The 18437-nt window shown below is 65.8% G+C and carries 20 protein-coding genes; all 20 read left to right on the plus strand.

The features are described 5' to 3' along the window. The first annotated feature begins 111 nt into the window (after window positions 1-111). The gene (locus tag ADADO0_RS13205) at window positions 112-774 is read left to right on the plus strand and encodes an RraA family protein (RefSeq protein WP_511305612.1); all 663 of its coding nucleotides are present in this window, start codon (window positions 112-114) and stop codon (window positions 772-774) included. 69 nt (window positions 775-843) lie between these two features. Next, window positions 844-2007 carry an alpha/beta hydrolase family protein gene (locus ADADO0_RS13210; protein ID WP_511305613.1) on the plus strand — a complete coding sequence of 388 codons (1164 nt, stop codon included), beginning with the start codon at window positions 844-846 and terminating at the stop codon, window positions 2005-2007. 85 nt (window positions 2008-2092) lie between these two features. Then, window positions 2093-3103 (plus strand): Bug family tripartite tricarboxylate transporter substrate binding protein, encoded by a 1011-nt coding sequence (locus tag ADADO0_RS13215; RefSeq protein WP_511305614.1) that lies wholly within the window; start codon window positions 2093-2095, stop codon window positions 3101-3103. A 13-nt stretch (window positions 3104-3116) separates the two neighbouring features. After that, window positions 3117-4022, plus strand: coding sequence for an amidohydrolase family protein (locus tag ADADO0_RS13220; RefSeq protein ID WP_511305615.1), 906 nt, complete (start codon window positions 3117-3119; stop codon window positions 4020-4022). A gap of 25 nt (window positions 4023-4047) precedes the next feature. Continuing rightward, entirely contained in the window at window positions 4048-4734 is a 687-nt protein-coding gene (locus tag ADADO0_RS13225; protein ID WP_511305616.1) for a cysteine hydrolase family protein, read from the plus strand. A gap of 19 nt (window positions 4735-4753) precedes the next feature. Beyond that, a complete protein-coding gene (locus ADADO0_RS13230; protein ID WP_511305617.1) occupies window positions 4754-5917 on the plus strand; it encodes an alpha/beta hydrolase family protein in 1164 nt (387 codons plus the stop codon). Window positions 5918-6268: 351 nt separating this feature from the next. Then, entirely contained in the window at window positions 6269-6976 is a 708-nt protein-coding gene (locus ADADO0_RS13235) for a GntR family transcriptional regulator (RefSeq protein ID WP_511305618.1), read from the plus strand. Between the two features lie 167 nt (window positions 6977-7143). Next, window positions 7144-8340: a CaiB/BaiF CoA transferase family protein gene (locus tag ADADO0_RS13240; RefSeq protein ID WP_511305619.1), complete on the plus strand. Its 1197-nt coding sequence runs from the start codon at window positions 7144-7146 to the stop codon at window positions 8338-8340. Beyond that, window positions 8337-9113: an enoyl-CoA hydratase/isomerase family protein gene (locus ADADO0_RS13245; RefSeq protein ID WP_511305620.1), complete on the plus strand. Its 777-nt coding sequence runs from the start codon at window positions 8337-8339 to the stop codon at window positions 9111-9113. The genes ADADO0_RS13240 and ADADO0_RS13245 overlap by 4 nt, the downstream gene beginning before the upstream one ends. A gap of 91 nt (window positions 9114-9204) precedes the next feature. Next, complete coding sequence (locus tag ADADO0_RS13250; RefSeq protein WP_511305621.1) at window positions 9205-10293, plus strand: ABC transporter substrate-binding protein; 1089 nt, start codon at window positions 9205-9207, stop codon at window positions 10291-10293. A gap of 38 nt (window positions 10294-10331) precedes the next feature. Beyond that, window positions 10332-10790, plus strand: a complete 459-nt coding sequence (locus ADADO0_RS13255) for a cupin domain-containing protein (protein WP_511305622.1) — start codon at window positions 10332-10334, stop codon at window positions 10788-10790. 8 nt (window positions 10791-10798) lie between these two features. Continuing rightward, window positions 10799-11644, plus strand: a complete 846-nt coding sequence (locus ADADO0_RS13260) for an ABC transporter ATP-binding protein (RefSeq protein WP_511305623.1) — start codon at window positions 10799-10801, stop codon at window positions 11642-11644. Then, window positions 11641-12474 carry an ABC transporter permease gene (locus tag ADADO0_RS13265; RefSeq protein WP_511305624.1) on the plus strand — a complete coding sequence of 278 codons (834 nt, stop codon included), beginning with the start codon at window positions 11641-11643 and terminating at the stop codon, window positions 12472-12474. Before ADADO0_RS13260 ends, ADADO0_RS13265 begins: the two co-directional genes overlap by 4 nt. Continuing rightward, window positions 12471-13280: an ABC transporter permease gene (locus ADADO0_RS13270; RefSeq protein WP_511305625.1), complete on the plus strand. Its 810-nt coding sequence runs from the start codon at window positions 12471-12473 to the stop codon at window positions 13278-13280. The genes ADADO0_RS13265 and ADADO0_RS13270 overlap by 4 nt, the downstream gene beginning before the upstream one ends. Window position 13281: 1 nt before the next feature. Continuing rightward, entirely contained in the window at window positions 13282-13644 is a 363-nt protein-coding gene (locus ADADO0_RS13275) for a hypothetical protein (RefSeq protein WP_511305626.1), read from the plus strand. Then, a complete protein-coding gene (locus tag ADADO0_RS13280; protein WP_511305627.1) occupies window positions 13641-14846 on the plus strand; it encodes an MFS transporter in 1206 nt (401 codons plus the stop codon). Before ADADO0_RS13275 ends, ADADO0_RS13280 begins: the two co-directional genes overlap by 4 nt. After that, window positions 14843-15715, plus strand: coding sequence for an amidohydrolase family protein (locus ADADO0_RS13285; RefSeq protein ID WP_511305628.1), 873 nt, complete (start codon window positions 14843-14845; stop codon window positions 15713-15715). The genes ADADO0_RS13280 and ADADO0_RS13285 overlap by 4 nt, the downstream gene beginning before the upstream one ends. A 19-nt stretch (window positions 15716-15734) precedes the next feature. Continuing rightward, window positions 15735-16061 (plus strand): Dabb family protein, encoded by a 327-nt coding sequence (locus tag ADADO0_RS13290; protein WP_511305629.1) that lies wholly within the window; start codon window positions 15735-15737, stop codon window positions 16059-16061. A gap of 80 nt (window positions 16062-16141) precedes the next feature. Beyond that, window positions 16142-17101: a C-terminal binding protein gene (locus tag ADADO0_RS13295; protein ID WP_511305630.1), complete on the plus strand. Its 960-nt coding sequence runs from the start codon at window positions 16142-16144 to the stop codon at window positions 17099-17101. A 560-nt stretch (window positions 17102-17661) separates the two neighbouring features. After that, complete coding sequence (locus ADADO0_RS13300; protein WP_511305631.1) at window positions 17662-18429, plus strand: SDR family NAD(P)-dependent oxidoreductase; 768 nt, start codon at window positions 17662-17664, stop codon at window positions 18427-18429. Window positions 18430-18437 lie beyond the last annotated feature (8 nt).

Raw genomic sequence — 18437 nt, forward strand, 5'->3', positions numbered from 1 at the left:
GGATTGATCGAATTTAGAGATCATAAGGAATAACAAAAAATCGCTTTTTTTTTCCAATCCAAAATTCAACACTGGCGTGAACGAAAAACTGAAAAATAGATCGGCTAGGGGATGCCGCCAGCCTTCACGATCAATCCGATGCCGCCGCCCGCCTCGCAGGCGGTGCTGGATGCGTTGCGCGATATCCCGACCTCGCAGCTTTCCGACAACCTCATGCGCTTTTCCGGCGTTTGCGGCCTGACGCGGATCAATCGCGCGGCAAAACTCGTTGGAACGGCGGTGACAGTGCGTACCTCCCCCGGCGATAATCTGTTGCTTTACAAGGCCTTGACCTTGATGGTTCCGGGCTGTGTGCTGGTGGTCGATGGGGCATCCTCGGCCACCAATGCGCTGGTCGGCGAACTGATGATGCTGTACGCGCAACAGCGCGGCTGCACCGGTTTCGTGATCGACGCGGCGATCCGAGACCGCGCGGTTTTCTATGAGATCGATTTTCCCTGCTATGCTCGCGCCGTGTCCCATCGCGGCCCCTACAAGCATGGGCCCGGCGAGATCAACGTGCCGGTCACGGTCGGTGGGCAGGTCGTTATGCCAGGTGACGTGGTGGTGGGCGATGCAGACGGCGTCGTCACCTTCCCCCAGGCGCAGGCGGATGGCTTGATCGCCGCCGCCCGCAAGACCGCAGAGATGGAAAACGCCATCAAGGCGGAGATCGCTACCGGCCGGATCGATCAGGCTTGGCTGGAGCGCGTGCTCAGCCCGCACGGACTATAGGATTTTGTAAAATAAGGACTTTCTAGAAAGAAAGTCGCGGAACGCCCTCAGGACGCCCAAGGAATACCAATGTCGGATCGCAGCCGAAAAAGCCAGAAGTGGGTCAACGAGGAATTCTATAAGGTCCTCGACGTGTTCGGCTTCCGGGCGGTTATGTTCGTGGAATGGGGCTTCCGCCCCGCTGATGTCAAACGCACCACCGAGCGCATCAAGCTTCCCGGCATGGTGGTCAAGGAATGGGTGCGCACCGCCCGCCAGGAGGAAGATCTGGCGCGCGAGGCCGAGGCGAAGGGTCACCTCCAGAGCGCCGCCGAGTTTTATTATCGCGCCGCGCTTTATTACGGACCGGCCTGCGGCGTGATACATGCCAACACCCCGCGAAAGCTGGCGCTCTACGAGCGTATGATCCACTGCTATACCAAGTTCACGGAGTATTTCGACGAGGCCCCGGTCAAGCGTGTCGAAATTCCGTTCGAGAACGGTAAGACCATTCCCGCCATTCTCCAGACCGTGCCCGGCGTGGAGAACGCGCCCTGCGTGATCGTGGTGCCCGGCATGGACACCATCAAGGAATACATGCCGAGCCCGTACCACAATCATTTCCGGCGCCGCGGCATTGCCACCCTGACCATCGACGGACCGGGGCAGGGCGAGAGCAACACCCGCGAGACCTGGGTGACGCTGGACAATTTCGAGCGCGCCGGCTCTGCCGCCATCGACTTCCTGGAGAAGACCCCGGGCATCGATGCGACCCGCATCGGCACCTACGGCTGGAGCATGGGCAGCTATTGGGCGCCGCGCATGGCTGCCCACGACAAGCGCATCAAGGCACTGGTGGGCGCCATGGGCGTGTACGGCCAGAAGGACACCATCTTCAAGCACTCCAAGCCGGCTTACCGCGCGAACTACATGTACATGTCGAACATCCACGACGAGGATGAGTTCGACGCCATGACCGACCAGATGCTGCTCAGCCCGGTCGCCGCCGACATCAAGTGCCCGACGCTGCTGGTGATGGGCGAGTTCGACGAACTCTGCCCGCTGGAGGATGGCGAGGACCTGTTCGAGGAACTGTCCTGCCCGAAGGAATTGTGGGTCTACGAGAACGAGACCCACACGTTCGGCGGGCGCCTGCCGGACTTCTACCTGCACGTCGCCGACTGGATGCGCGATGCCCTCGACGGAAAGTTGTCGGAAGGCCATTCCAAGCGTATCGATTTCGCCGCCCGTTGACGCCAACGGCCGCACGGCAGAGCCGCCGGCCGACAACGACACACCGGCAAAAATGCCGGTTCGAACAACACTTGGGGAAACGAACATGATCAGCCGCACCGTGCACACCCGCGCCCCGTTCCTGTCGCGTATTTTGGCATCCGCAACGCTTATCGCCGCCGCCCTCTGCGGCGTTTCCGGCGAGGCTGCGGCACAGGCCGATTATCCCAACAAGCCGATCCGGCTGGTGGTGCCGTTTCCTCCCGGCGAGTCGCTGGACGCCGTGGCGCGCACTGTCTCGGAGCCTTGGGGCCGGCTGCTTGGCCAGAACATCATTGTCGACAACCGGCCCGGTGCCGGCGGCATGATCGGTACGGAGAACGTCGCCAAGGCGGCACCGGATGGCTACACCATCCTGATGGGCAATGTTGGCGGCCTTGCCATCATCCCCGCCATCAATCCGCGTGTCTCCTACGACATGAGCAAGGATCTCACGCCGATTTCGCAAGTCGCGAACGTTCCCTTCTTCCTGTATGTCGGCGCCACGCAGCCGTTCCAGTCGCTCCAGGACGTCATCGACTACGCCAAGAAGAATCCCGGCAAGCTCAATTATGCCTCCACGGGCATCGGCTCCGGCGTTCATCTCGCCGGCGAATTGTTCAAGTCGCAGGCCAACATCGATATCGTTCACGTCCCTTACAAGGGCGTCGCCCAGGCGCTGCCGGATATCATCTCCGGCGGCATCCAGATGGTGTTCTATCCCATCACCTTCCTGCCCCAGGTGAAGGCCGGCTCTCTGCGAGTGCTGGTGGTGACGGCGCCCAAGCGTTCCGCGTCCCTGCCCGACGTGCCGACTTCGGCCGAAGCTGGCATGCCGGACCTCATCGCCTCGTCCTGGCACATGGTGCTGGCGCCCTCCGGTACGCCCAAGCCGATCATCGACAAGCTTGCCAAGACGCTGATCCAGGTGCTGGCCGATCCGGCAGTCCAGGAAAAGCTGAACAACCTCGGCGCCGAGACCGTTGCGAGCACCCCGGCTGAAGCCAAGGTGTTCCTTGATGCGGAATTGGCGAAGTGGAAGGCCGTCGCGAAGACCTCGAACATCACCCTCAATTGAGCGAGTGAGCCATATGACGACGACACCTGTTGGAGACGCGGCCCCGTTCGCCGCGCCTCCTGATCTGGCCACCCGCAAGCCCGGTTTCGTGCTGCCGCCGCTGTCCTGCGACAGCCACGCCCATGTGTGCGGCACGCTTGAACAATATCCCTGCTTTGCCGATCGCATCTATTCGCCCCCGCCGGAGGCGAATATCGCGAATTACCGGGCGATGCTGGCCGCGCTGGGCGTGGAACGCGCCGTGGTGGTGCAGCCGAGCTTCTATGGCGAGGACAACACCGCGCTGGTGGACGCGCTCACCGCCGCCGGCCCCAGCTTCCGGGGCGTTGCGGTGGTCGGTGACGATGTTCCGCACGCGGAAATCGACATGCTGCATGCCGCTGGCGTGCGTGGCGTGCGGTTCAACATCGTCGATGTGAAGGACGGCAAGGGTGTGCTGCCCATGGACCGTCTGCGCCACATGGCACGCCGTGTCGCGCCGCTCGGCTGGCATGTCGAACTGCTCATGCACGTCAACGAATTCCCGGACATGGACCAGGCCTTCGCGGACTTCCCGACCGACATCGTGGTCGGCCATCTCGGCTATGTCCCGACCAAGCTCGGCACCCGTGATCCCGGCTTCCAGGGACTCATGCGGCTGATGCGCGATGGCAAGGCGTGGGCGAAGCTCACCGGCGGCTATCGCATCTCCGCGCAGGACATGCCGCATTCGGACGTGGATGTTTTCGCCCATGCGCTGGTCGATGCGGCGCCGGACCAGCTTGTCTGGGGCACGGACTGGCCGCATGTGAAGGTGTCCTGGTCCATCCCAATGCCCAATGACGGGGCGATCACGGACCTGTTGAGCACTTGGGTGCCGAACGAGAGCGTCCGCGAGAAGGTGCTCGTCCACAATCCCGCACGCCTCTACGGCTTCTGACCCTTATCTGACCTGGAGACACTCAATGGCCACGCTGATGGATCGCTCCTCCATGATCACGCGCATGCGTGACGCGCTGAAGCTCGACCGTGAGCGGACCGTGGTGCTCACCATCGATTGCCAGCGCGGCAATCTTGAACCGGCGCTGGCATCGCTGCCGGTGCCGGAGCCGGAATGCTCCCGCGTCATCGCCGGCACCAACAAGCTGATCGGGCTCGGCCGCGAGTATGGGTTGGACATCATCCACCTGACGACCGTGTTCGAGAAAAGCCTGCTCGGCACCCATCCGTTCGAGAAGGCGATGATCGAGCTGAAGGAATCCTTCTCTCCCGGCCAGAAAAGCGACTTCAAGCGCCACAAGAGCCCGGGATCGAAAGAGGCCGAGTTCATCGACGGCTTCAATCTGGAGCCCACCGATCTCATCATCGACGGCAAGCGCACGTTCGACGGGTTCGAGGGCACGCCGCTGGACCGCCTGCTGCGCTCCATGGGCAAGGACACGCTGCTGATCGCCGGCTGCAACACCAACACCTGCGTGCTCTCCACCACCTTCGGCGCCTACAATCGCGGCTATCGCGCCGTGGTGATTTCCGATTGCGTTGCCTCCGCCTATGGCAATGACCTTCACAGCTTCGCCCTTTCCAACATCCAGCGCCGTCTTGGCTGGGTGCTCGATCTCGGCGAACTGGAAGCCAAGCTGGCAGCGGCCTGATTTTTTTAAGGAGTAATTGATGTCGACGCTTGGCCCCTGGACCCAGACTTTCCCCGGCAACATGGTGTGGTCGAACGCCACCCTGATCACCAAGGGCATGGCGCAGTATAATGCCGTCTCCATGTCGGAGATCGACGAGGTGTGCGAGAAGCTGCGCGTGCGCCAGGCCGAGCCCGACGCGTGGCGCCAGGAATGGAGCGCCATGGGCGCGAAGATCGAAGCCTATGGCGATGAAGCCGAGGCCGCCGGTCACACCCTCACCGCCGGCAATTATTACCTGCGCGCCGGCATGTATTGGTTCACGGCAGAGCGGTTCGTCGAGCCGGGCGAGCAGAAGCGGTCGATCGGCCAGAAGGCGCTGGATCTTCAGCAGAAGGGCCTGCTGATCCGCTATCCCAACATCGAGCGCGTCGAGGTGCCCTTCGAGGGCGGCTCGCTGCCGGGCCTGTTCATGAAGGCGCCCGGCGCCACCGGGCCGCGCCCGACCGTCGTGGTGTTCGACGGCATGGACAATTGCAAGGAGATGAGCGTGCTGTTCGCCGGGCTCGAGTTCGCCCGGCGCGGCTGGAACACGCTCTCCATCGATGGTCCGGGGCAAGGCGAATCGCTGCGCCTGCGCGAGCTTTCGGCACGCTATGATTACGAAGTCGCGGGCAGCGCGGCCTATGATTGGGTCGCCGCGCGGGACGATGTGGACGCCGAGCGCGTGGTCGTCATGGGCTACAGCTTCGGCGGCTATTATGCCGGCCGCGTCGCTGCCATGGAAAAGCGTTATGCGCTGGGCGTCGCCTTCGCGGCGCTGCATTGGGATCTCGCGGGATGGCAGGCCGAGATCAAGCGCAAGCAGGAGGCGGACCCCAAGTCCACCGCCCAGTCCACCTTCCATTTCCGCTGGGTGATGGGCAAGGATACGGCGGACGAGGCGATCGAGAAGGCGAAGGCATTCTCGCTGGTCGACGTGGCCGCCAAGATCGACAAGCCGTTCCTGATCGTCCACGCGGAAGAGGACAAGGTCGTGCCCTCGCCCTCCGCCCGCAAGCTCTATGAGGCCATCGCCTCGCCGCGCAAGCATCTGAAGATGTTTAACGCCGAGACCGGCAGCGCCTATCATTGCCAGATGGACAACCGGCAGGTCGGCGTCGACTATATCAGCGACTGGATCTCCGACAATTTGCCGAAGTGAGTGGGGCGTAGCCGCCTCCTAGACCGCGATCTGAAGACGCCCGGAGCCCGCTGCTCCGGGCGTTTTTGTTTGCGCATGGCTCACCACTCTTTTTGCCCCGGACAAACGAGCGCGCAGCGCGAGTGCCGATCCGGGGTCCAGCGCACGAATCCGGCGAAGCCGACACTCCGCGACGAGCGCATAGAACATCCGTGCCGCGTGGCGGCTGAGATGAATTGAAGCGCCGTCGGCGGTCCTTTGCGCTGGACCCCGGATCGGCGCTCCGGCTTCGCCGTCACTGGTCCGGGGAAAGTAAAGCGACCCAAGAATTAGTCCTTGCCACGCGCACGATAGCGTATACGTTATCGCATCATGAGCCTTGTTTCCAACCAGACGCGCCCGATTCCCGCCCCGCCCAAGGCTGGGGAGACGTCTGCGCAGGTCGCTTACGGGAAGATCAAGCAGCGCATCCTGGACAATGACTACGCCCCCGGCATCGCCGTCCTCGAGCAGGTGCTGGCGGATGATCTGGGCCTGTCCCGCACGCCGATCCGCGAGGCGCTGGTGCGCCTCGAGCAGGAGGGGTTGGTCCGCGTGGTGCCCCGCCATGGCATGACCGTGCTGCCTCTGTCGCCGCGCGACATGATCGAGATTTACCAGATCATGGTCGGCCTCGAACTCATGGCGACCGAGACCTTGGCCCAGCGCAAGCCCTCGCCGGACGAGATCGCGCCCCTGGTGGCGGCGTGCAACGAGATGGCGGAGGCGCTCGCGCGCGACGACCTTGACGCATGGGCGAAGGCGGATGAACGCTTCCATCGTTCGCTGGTGGAATTGTGCGGCAACCGCCGGCTCGCCGCCATGGTGATGGGTGTGTGGGAGCAGTCCCACCGCGCCCGCATGTTCACCCTGCGCCTGCGTCCCAAGCCGCTGGATTCCACCCGCGAGCACCGCGAGGTGGTGGATGCCATCCTCGCCGGCGATGCCGTGCGGGCCAATCAGCTTTACCGGGCGCACCGCGAAAAGGCGGCGTCCCAGATGGTCGCCATCATCGCGCAATTCGGCCTGACCCGCCTCTAGAGCGGGCAGGCTTTGAGGACCGTCGCGGCGGCAAACGCAGCGACGCAAAAAAAGAACAACCGGCCATGGAGACGCCAATCTCCGCCGGAACAGGGAGGTCGCCACATGAGGCTGCTTGATTGCGGTCCGCGCGCCGCTGCGCGCCATCGCTCGGCGGGAGAGCGCCCATGACATTGCCGCTCGCGGGCATCCGCGTCCTTGATGTCAGCCAGGTCATGGCCGGCCCGTTCTGCTGCATGATGCTGGGCGACATGGGCGCCGACGTCATCAAGGTGGAGCCGCCGGGCGTCGGCGACCAGACCCGCAAGGCCATGGGCTTTCGCCTCAAGGGCGAGGACAGCCCCGGCTTCCTCGCGCTCAACCGCAACAAGCGCTCCATCGCCATCAATCTGAAGACCGATGCCGGCCGCAAGGTGTTCTACAAGCTGGTGGAGAGCGCCGACATCCTGGTGGAGAACAACCGCCCCGGCGTCACCCAGCGCCTCAAGATTGACTATCCCACCCTCAACAAGATCAATCCGCGCCTGATCTACGCCAGCATCTCCGGCTTCGGCCAGACCGGCCCGTGGTCGCAGCGGCCGGGCTTCGACCTGATCGCCCAGGCGATGTCCGGCGTGCTCAGCGCCACCGGCGAGCCGGATGGCGAACTGGTGAAATGCAGCGTGCCGGTGGCCGATCTCGGCTCGGGCCTGTTCGCGCTCTACGGCATCCTCAGCGCCTATATCGGCCGCGAGAAATCCGGTGTCGGCCAGCATATCGACGCCTCCTTGTTCGAGGCGGCGCTTGGCCTCTCCATCTGGGAGGTCACGGAATTCTGGGGCACCGGCCGCGTGCCCAAGCCCATCGGCACCGCCAATCGCATGAGCGCGCCCTATCAGGCGATCCACGCCTCCGACGGCATGTTCGTGGTGGGCGCGGCCAATCAGAAGCTCTGGTCGAGCCTGTGCGGCGTCATCGGCCGTCCCGAACTGGCGGATGATCCGCGCTTCGCCAACAATGTGATGCGCCTGAAGAACCGCCCGCTGCTGATCGAGGAAATCGAGCAGGTGTTCCGCACCCGCCCGGCCGAGGAATGGGTCGCAGAACTGCTGGACGCCGGCGTGCCCGCCGCCCCGGTCTATGATTATTCCCAGGCGCTGGCCGCCGACCACACCATCGCGCGCCAGATGGTGATGGAATTCGACCATCCCACCGAGGGCATGGTGAAGTCGCTCGGCTTCCCGGTGAAGCTCAGCGGCACGCCGCAGCAGGTGCGCCATCCGCCGCCGCTGCTCGGCGAGCACACCGAAGAATTGCTGCGGGAACTCGGCCTGTCCGACGAACTGGTCGCGCAGTCGAACCAGGATGGGGCATTCGCGGCATGAGCGCCGGGGCCGTCACATATCGCGTGGAGGGCGGCGTCGCCCACGTCACCTTCGATCGCCCGCAGGCGCGCAACGCCATGACCTGGGCGATGTACGAGGGGCTCAAGGACGCCTGCGCGGCCATCGCGGCGGCGCCGGACGTGCGCTGCGCCGTGTTGCGCGGCGCGGGGGGGCAGGCGTTCATCGCCGGCACCGACATCGCCCAGTTCGACGCCTTCAACTCCGCGCAGGACGGGATCGATTACGAGCGCCAGATGGAGGTCTATCTTTCCGCCCTGGAGGCGGTGCGGGTGCCGACCGTTGCGGTGGTGGAGGGATGGGCCATCGGCGGCGGGCTCGCCATCGTCTCGGCCTGCGACCTGCGCATCGCCACCCCCGGTTCGCGCTTCGGGGTGCCGATCGCCCGCACGCTGGGCAATTGCCTGTCGGTGCGCAACTACGCCCGCCTGGTCACCAATTTCGGCGTGCCGCGCGTGAAGCGCATGCTGCTGCTGGCCGAGACCATCGACGCGGACGAGGCAAGCGACTGCGGCTTCCTCACGGACATCGTGCCGCCCGACGAACTCGACGCGCGCGTTGCCGACATCTGCACCCGCCTGTCGCAGCACGCCCCCATCACCATGCGCACCGCCAAGGAGGCGCTGCGCCGCCTGCAGGACACGGACATACCGGACGGCGAGGACCTCATCGCCGAGACCTACGGCAGCCGCGATTTCCGCATCGGGCTGGAAGCCTTCATCGCCAAGACCAAGCCGCGATGGGAGGGACGCTGACCCCATGAACCGCGCCAAAGGCGCACCCGAAGCCGCGACAGAGCCGGAACGGCCACAAAGATCACGGATCGAACCCAACGGAGGAAACAACATGAAGCACGCCAAGAGGTGGGCCGGCGCCCTCGCGCTCGCGACCACGACATTTTTCTGCGGCCTCTCCGCGACCCATGCCCAAGCCCCACAGGCGAAGGCAAAGGAAGTGGTCTTCGTCCTGGGCAACAACCTGTTCAGCGCCCCCGCCTTTGTCGCGGTGGAGAACGGCTATTGGGCCAAGCGCGGGCTTAACGTGCGCCTGAAGCTGGTGGCGAGCGGGCGGGAAATCACCCAGGCGCTCAATGCCGGCGAAGCCCAGCTCGGCGGCGCCAACATGGGCACCACCACCGCCAGCGCGCGGGCCAGCGGCAACCTGATCAAGGGCGTCATCCCTTATTACAACGATGCCAATTACATCGCCATCGCCGGCGGCCGCGGCATCATCGGGCGCGCCGACCGGGGCATCACCACGGACCCGAAATCTTTCATTGGCAAGAAGGTCGGCAGCCTCGCCGGCAGCACGCAGGAGGTTTACCTGCGCGAGTTCCTGTCGTTGGGCGGGGTCGACATCAAGCAGGTGTCGGTGGTCAACGTGCCGGTGCCCGACATGCCCATTTCCCTGTCCCAGGGTGTGGTGGATGCGACGGTGCCGTGGGAGCCATACCTCTCGCAGAGCGTCCGCGAACTCGGCTCCAACGCGGTGGTCGTCAGCCGCGGCGCCGCCGGGCTTGTGGCCGATGTGATCGGGGTTCTCGCCAACGAGAAATACATCACCGAGAACAAGGCGCTGCTGGAAACCTTCGCGCTCGGCCTCGCGGAAGCCACCCAGTTCGTGCGCAAGAACCCGGCCGAGACCGCGAAGATCGCCACCTACCAGCTCGACGGCCTGAACCTCGCCGATGCCGCCGAAGGCATCAAGCATATGGCCTGGGACCCGCGCATCTCGATCTGCACCGACGACGGGCTGCTGAAGACCGGCAACGACATGGTCAAGCAGGGCCTCATCAAGGGAGCCCCCTTCACCTCGGCCTCCGACTTCGTGGACACCACCATTCTGGCCAAGGTCCAGAAGGAAAACCCCCAGTATTTCGATGATCTGCCGCCGCTCCCGGCGACGCTGGCCGCCTGCAAGGGCGCGCTGAAATAGCACCTTTCCGTCCATCTCAAGCCATCAGGAGAATGAACATGGTTCCTTTCGACAAGCAGCAGGTCACGGTCATCCGCCAGAGCAAGATCGGCACCGACACCACCTATGAGCCGCCGCTGCGCATCGGCTTCGGCATTTCCGACAAGACGGTGGATTCGCCCAATGCCACCATGGGTCGCTCGATCCTGGTGCCGGGGGCAGGGCCGAACCCGACCCACTATCACGCCTCAAACGACGTGGTCTGGTACATCCTCTACGGCAAGATCAAGCTCTGGTACGCCCGCAGCGATGCCAGCGACCGCAAGGAAGTGATCCTGGAAGGCGGCGACTTCGCCTATGTGCCTGCCGGCGCCATCCATGTCATCGCCAATGCCTCGGAGACTGAGGAAGCATCGCTCATCTTCTGCTACATCGGCGTGCCCTCCACGGATGCCGCCGAGACCATCTGGCTGAGCGAAGACGGCACCCGCCGCCTCGACGCCAAGCACGTCGCGTGAGGCGCGCCATGGACGCGACCTCCACCGACAAGATCATCGTCGAAGGCTTTCAGCACTTCTTCGAGACGGCGGACGGTCCCGTCCAGGCGACGGGACTGATCGACCTGCGCATTCCAACCGCGCAGTTCGTGACGCTGGTGGGGCCGAGCGGCTGTGGGAAAACCACGCTGCTCAAGGCCATCGCCGGCTTCATCACGCCCTCGCGGGGCAAGATCACCTGTGACGGAAAGCTCGTCACCGGCCCGGGGCGTGAGCGCGGCGTGGTGTTCCAGGAACTCGCGATCCTGCCCTGGCGCACGGTGCGGCGGAACATCGGCCACGGCCTTGAGATCGCGGGGGTGCCCAAGGCCGAGCGGGAGAAGATCGTTGCCCGGCTGATCGCGCTCACCGGCCTTCGCGGGTTCGAGGATCGCTATCCCCACGAACTGTCCGGCGGCATGCGCCAGCGCGTCGCCGTCGCCCGCACCTGGGCGGCGGACCCGGACGTCATCCTCATGGACGAGCCGTTTGCGGCGGTGGACGCCATGACCCGCCTGACGCTTCAAGAGGAACTGGCGAGCCTCTCCTGCGCCACCCGCAAGACCGTGTTCTTCATCACCCATTCCGTCGATGAGGCGGTGTTCCTCGCCGACCGTGTGCTGGTCATGAGCCGCCGCCCCGGCCGCATCAAGGCCAGCATCGAGGTGCCGCGCCGCAAGGCGGGCGGTCGCGACTGGGAAAGCTTCACCACCGACCCGGAAATGCAGGCGATCTGCGAGCAGGTGCTGCGCCTGGTGCGCGACGAGCGCATCGACCCCGCCGCCCAGCCGGTCGTGGAGACCGACGCTGCCATCCCGCTGAAGGAGGCGTCATGACGATGACCGCCGTCTCGGTTCCAGCGGCCCCGGCCGCGCCACCGCGCCGCCCCAGTGCCCTGCTGTCCGGGCTGGTGGGCGCGGGAAAATTTATGCTGCCGTTCGCGCTGCTGGTGGCGGTCTGGTGGTTCGTGAAGGTCCATTTCGACCTCTCAGACCGGGTGCTGGCCTCGCCGCCGCAGGTGCTCGCCACCTTCTGGACCCTGGTGTCCCACGGTGTGCTGGCGGACTACGCCGCATCCAGCCTCTACATGATCGGCATCGCCGTCCTGGTCTCGGCGGTGGTCGGCATCCCGCTCGGCTTCGCCATCGGCGCGAACCGCTATGTGGCGCGCTCGCTCGGCCTGTTCCTGCGCTTCTTCCAGGGCGTGTCGGGCATTTCCTGGCTGCCGCTCGCGATCATCTGGTTCGGCTTCACCGATACCACGGTGCTGGTGATTGTGGTCTACACGCTGGTGGTCCCGGTCATCTTCAACACCATGCTGGGCGTGCGGGCGATCCCGGAGAATTACGCGCTGGCGCTGCGCTCTCTCGGGGCGAGCCGGCTGCGCATCGTCACTGATGTGTATCTGCCCGGCGCGCTGCCGAGCATCGTCGTCGGGCTGCGGCTCGGCATGGGCTACGGCTGGCGCGCGCTGATCGCCGCCGAGATGCTGATCCGCCAGGGCGGCCTCGGCGACCTCATTTTCGGCGCCCGCACCTTCGGTCAGATCGACCGCATCATCTGCGGGATGATCGCCATCGGCGTGCTCTACGTGGTGGTGGACCGCCTGATCATCCAGCCGATCGAGAACCTCACCGTCGCGCGTTGGGGAGTGCTCCGCAAATGAGCCAGCCTGTCCGCATCAAATCCGAAACCGACACCCTCCTGTGGAAGGTGCTCCCCGCCGCGCCGTTCGTGGCGCTGGCGCTGGCCTGGACCGCCTATTGGCTCTATGCCCGGCCCGCCAGCGGCACCCTGCCGCCGGTGTGGGCGGTGGCCGAGACGCTGTGGGCGCTCACGGTCAGCGGCGAACTGCTCAACAACGTGCTTGCCAGCCTGGGGCGGCTGATCTTCGGCACCACGGTGGGCGTCGTTACCGGCGTCGTCGCCGGCTTCCTGGTGGGGTTGAACCGGCAGGTGTCCGACTTCGTGAACCCGCTGGTGGTGTTCTTCAACGCCATCTCCGGCATCGTCTGGCTGCCGCTGGTCATCGGCTGGCTCGGCATCGGCACGGCGCTGGTGGTGTTCCTGATCTGGAACACGGTGTTCTTCCTGGTTTTCCAGAACACTGTGCTCGGCGTGAAGCTGGTGCCGACCGTGCTTGAGCAGGGCGTGCGCACGCTGGGCGCAAGCCGGCTGCACACCGTGCTCAACGTCACCCTGCCGGGGGCTTTGCCCTACATCCTCTCCGGCATCCGCTCCGGCCTCGGCTTCGGCTGGCGCGCGCTGATCGCTGCCGAACTGGTCGGGGCGACGGTGGGCCTGGGTCAGATGATCTTCCGGGCGGCGGAATTCCACCGCGTCGACGTCATCCTGGCCGGCTGCATCGTGATCGGCACCCTCGGGCTGCTGATGGACCGCTTCCTCGTGCTGCCGATCGAAAAGCGCACCATCGAGCGTTGGGGCCTCGTGACCCCGAGCAAGGGGGCTTGAGATGACCATGACCTCATCCACCGCCCGCCCCCGCGCCCGCCTGCGGCTCCCCAACCCCGACGTGATGAAGCTGGTGCTCGGCGTGCTGATCGTGCTGGCCGTGCTCTATGGCCAGCAGGTGGTGGGCATTCTCACCCGCACCACCCGCATCGACCCCGCCATTCCCCGCGACGGGCTGGTGAATGTCGTGGCGGTGGTGGGGTTCGAGCCGGAGCGGTTCCACAACGAGCGGCTTGCCACCTACGGCATGTTCAGCGGCCGCGACGGCTCGCTGCGCCGCATCCGCCTGCGGCAGGTCTCGCAGGATCAACTCCAAGGCCTCGCCAGCCTGCCGTGGATCGACCGCGTGGAACTGCTGAAATGAGCGGCCCAGGCGTCAGCATCGCCACGCTGGAAGCCCGGCCGATCCTTGCGCTGGCGCTGTCGGTGGCAGCGCAGACGCTCGGCTCGCTGCCGGTCTTCTTCCTGGGTTCGCTGGCGCCGTTCATCCTTTTGGACCTCAAGATGGATGCCCTCGGGCTCGGGATGGCGGTCGCGGTGTATTATGCGGCGTCCGCGGTGGGCTCCGGTTTTCTCGGGCGGCTCGCCGATACGCTCGGCTCCTGGCGGGCGACCCGCGCGGGAATGGCGGCGAGCGTGGTCGCGCTCGGCGGCATCGCGTTGCTTGCGGGGTCCCAGCCGGTGCTTCTCGGCTTCCTCGTCGTCGCCGGGCTTGCCAATGGCTGGATCCAGCCGTCCACGAACCTCGCGGTCTCGCAGTTCGCGGGGGCCGGGCAGGGGCTGGCCTTCGGCATTAAGCAATCGTCCATTCCGCTCGCGACACTGGTGGGCGGCTTCGCCGTGCCGCTCATCGCCTTGACCCTGGGCTGGCGCTGGGCCTTCGGCTTTGCCGGGATCGCAGCCCTGGCGCTTGTCCTTATCCTGCCGCGCGAGCCGGGTCGGCGCCGAACCCGACGCGAGGGCGGCGCCGGCGGCGCGCAGATCGCCACTCTTCTTGTTCTCTCGGTCATGTCAGGTCTCGGCTCCGGCAGCGCCAATGCCATGGCGGCGTTTCTCGTGCCCTCCATGACCGGCGCGGGTTACGACCCGGCGACGGCGGGGCTGATGATCGCGCTGGGCAGCCTGTTCTCGGTGGCAACGCGTATCACTCTTGGCCTCGCGGTGGACAAGCGCGCGTTCGCGCCTTTGCCGGTGGTGGCCCTGCTATTTGCCGGCGGCGCGCTGGGCTATGCCAGCCTCGCGCTCGGCGGCGGCATCGGCGTTATCGCCTTCGGCACGCTGCTTGGTTTCGGCATGGGCTGGGGCTGGTCCGGCCTGTCCATCCTCGCCGTCGTGAGGGCGAGCGCGGGCGCTGCGGGCGCCGCCACCGGCATCACCCAGGCCGGGGTTTTCGCCGGCTCCATCTTCGGCCCGCCCGCCTTCGGCTGGATCGCCCAGAACGTCTCGTTCTCGGCCGCCTGGTGGTTCATCTGCGCCATGGGCGTTCTGGCCTCCGCCTTCGCGTTGTGGGGCCACCGTCTTCTCACGCACCACGATGCAGAACTGGCGGAGGCCGCACGGCCATGATCGATGCGCATCAGCATTTCTGGTGGCTGGACCGGCGTCCCCACCGCTGGCCGGACGCGGTGGGCGACCGGCTGCACCGGGATTTCACGCCCGAGGATCTCGTCCCCGAAATGGCGGCGAGTGGGGTCACCGGCACCATCCTCATGCAGTCGCTCAACGACGCGCAGGAGACCATAGAATATCTCGAGCTTGCCGCGCGCACGCCCTGGATCCGCGGCGTCGTCGGCTGGGTGCCGCTCGATGATCCGGCGGCGACCGAGACCGCGCTGGCAAATCTGCGGGGCTTTTCCAAGCTGGTGGGCATCCGCCATCTGATCAATTTCGAGCCCGATCCCGCATGGCTGCTTGCGCCGCAGGTTCAGGCCGCAATCGACGTCGTGGCGGCGCGTGGCCTGGTGTTCGACGCCGTGCCCAACGATCCCGCCCGCTTCGCTGCCGTCATCGCCACCGCCGAGCGCCGGCCGGGAATGCAGGTGGTGCTGGACCATCTCTGCCGCCCGCCCATCGGCGGCGACACGCGCGAATGGGCGATGCTGATCGACCGCGCGGCGGCGCTGCCCAATGTCGCCATCAAGCTCTCCGTGGGCCTGGACGTGGTGATGAACTGGCGCTGGTCGCAGGACCAACTCCAGCCGTTCGCCGACCATGCGCTGGACCGCTTCGGCCCGCACCGCGTCATGGCGGCGAGCAACTGGCCGGTCGCCCGGCTCGCCGGCGCCTATTCGCAGATCTGGCGCGGCATCGAAAGCATCGTCGCGCGCCATGACCCGAGTTTCCTTCCGGCGGTGATGGGGGGCACGGCGTCGCGCCTGTTCGGCCTGCCGCCGTGCTCCGCCGCCGTGTCGCCAAGCCTCACTTTGCAAATCTGACCCAAGAGGAGACCCAAGCATGTTCCGTCACATGGCCATTCTGAAGTTCAAGCCCGATGCCGACCCGGTTGCGGTGGAACGCTATTTCGAGAACTTCCCCAAGCTCGCCACCAGCCTGCCGGTCATCAAGTCCTGGTACATCGGCGGCAACGAGGGCGCGGGCGGGGAGTCGCATGTGAAGCGGCACAATTTCCGGCCCAATTACGATGTTGGGCTGGTGCTGGAATTCGACGATGCGGCGGGCTACCTCGCCTATGCGGAATCCAAGGAGCATCAGGCGTTCTTCGAGGAATTCTGCACCCCCATCTTCGCCGAGCGCGTCGTGGTACAGTTCCACCCGAGCTGAGCCTCGGCCCCGCCCACATCTTTTGATCGCTGAAATGAGACCCCCGCGGCTCCCGCCGGGGGCCGAGGGGTTTTTTTGTCATGAAGGCACTCATCGCCGACATCGGCATTCGCACGCCGGATATCGAGATCGAGACCCTGGAGCGCGCCGGCTTCACGGTGAAGGTCGCGACCTGCCGCACCGAGCAGGACATCATCGATGCCGGCGCGGATGCCGACGCCATCCTGGTGCAATACACGCCAATGACGGTGCGGCTGTTCGAGGCCCTGCCGGCGCTGCGCATGGTCAGCCGCTGCGGCATCGGCGTCGACAACATCGACCTGAAGGCGGCCGAGCGGCACGGCGTCTGGGTCTCCAATGTGCCAGTCTATGGCCACGATGAGGTGCCGACCCACGCCATCGCTCTGCTGCTCTCGCTGCTCCGGCACGTCACCTTCCACGACCGCAACGTGCGCGCCGGCACCTGGGACGTGCAGGCGACGGGACCCATGGATAGCCTCAGCGAGATGACGCTGGGCATCGTCGGCATGGGCCGGCTCGGCCGCTTCGTGCTGAAGCTCGCCGGGCCGTTTTTTGCCCGTGTGGTGGCCTACGACCCATTCGTGGCACCGGAGTATTGGCCTGATGGCGTGGAGCGCCTGTCGCCGGAGGAGCTGTTCGCCCAAAGCCATGCGATCACCCTCCATCTGCCACTCACGTCAGATAACCAGAACATGGTGGGCGCCGATCTGCTGTCGCGGATTTCGGAACGCGGCGCCTATCTCGTCAACACCTCGCGTGGCGGCCTGATCGATCTCGACGCGGCACTGGCCGCTCTTGATAAGGGCGCCTTGCGCGGGCTCGGCCTCGATGTTCTCCCCGTAGAGCCGCCGCCCAAGGACCACCCCATCCTCCACCACCCCCGCACCATCGTGACCCCACACGCGGCCTGGTATTCCACCTCCTCCGTCCGCGACCTGCGGCGCCGCTATGCCGAGAATGTCGCGCAATGGGCGATGGAGGGTACGGCCCCGAACGTTGTCGTGCGCGGCCGGGCGTAAAGAGGCTGATTGGGAGCGTTGCGTGATACGCGCTCCCTCTCCCGCTTGCGGGGGGAGGGCTGGGGAGGGGGCCTGGAGCCTAGGAAAAAGCTTTGCGCCCCGCCATTTTTCAGCAATTTTCCCCTCCCTAACTCTCCCCCGCTTGCGACAGCTCTGCGTAATAGACCTCGCAAGCTATCGCGGGTCATCATGTGCAAAGGCCGGGCAGTTTCCACCTCTCCCCGAGGGGGAGAGGTCGGCTGCGAAGCTGCCGGGTGAGGGGGCTCCGACATTTCAGGACTGGAAAGGTTGTCACCCCCTCACCCCAGCCCTCTCCCCCTCGGGGAGAGGGGGCATGGCGCAGCCGCTCGACAAACACCACGAAACCCGCGCCTCCTCATTTCGCAGAACTCCCGCAAGCAGGAGAGGGGATGACGCGACGGTGCCCGCCGGCGCGGGGACATAACCCAACGCCCCATCCACGACGCGCCCATGGCTGCGCGGCCGCCCGAAGTCTATAAGCGAGCCGACGCTTGCAAAATGGACGCGACAAGGTCGCGCGTGTTCGGGAGGCCGGCATCATGAGCTTTCATGTGTCCCTTGAGGGGCGGATCGCGCTGGTCACGGGGGCCTCGAAGGGCCTGGGCGCCTCTTTCGCCGAGCGGCTGGCGGCGTCCGGGGCACGGGTGGCGGTGGCGGCGCGGCAGGTGGAGGAATGCGAGGCGGTCTGCGCGCGCATCCGCGCGGCCGGCGGCACCGCGCTGGCGATCCAGCTCGACGTCACGAGCGAGGCATCGGTGAAAGCTGCGGTAGCAGGCGTCGTGAGCGCCTGGGGGCGGCTCGACATCCTCGTCCACAATGCCGGCGTCACCACCACCACGCCGCTCATGGAGCAGGACGAGGCGGGCTGGGACCGCATCATGGATACCAATCTGAAGGGCGCGTTCCTGATGGGGCAGGCCGCCGCCCGCGCCATGGCGGCGGATGGCGGGGGCGGCACCATCGTCAATGTGGCCTCGATCCTCGGCCACCGAATTGCCGGGCACGTGGCCGCCTATTGCGCGTCCAAGGCCGCGCTGGTGCAACTCACAAGATCCATGGGGCTGGAATGGGCGCGCCATAAGATCCGCGCCAATGCGCTCTGCCCCGGCTATGTCGAGACCGAACTCAATCGCGATTTTTTCGAGAGCGATGCCGGCCAGGCGCTGGTGCGCCGCATCCCGTTCCGCCGGCTGGGCACCCTCGCGGACCTCGAAGGCCCGCTGCTGTTCCTGTGCTCCGATGCTTCCGCCTACATGACCGGCTCGACCATCGAAGTGGATGGCGGCCATCTCGTTTCCTCTCTCTGACGGCAGAT

It is taken from the genome of Aquabacter sp., assembly GCF_965279295.1.
In the GTDB taxonomy this organism is placed as follows: Bacteria; Pseudomonadota; Alphaproteobacteria; order Rhizobiales; family Xanthobacteraceae; genus Aquabacter.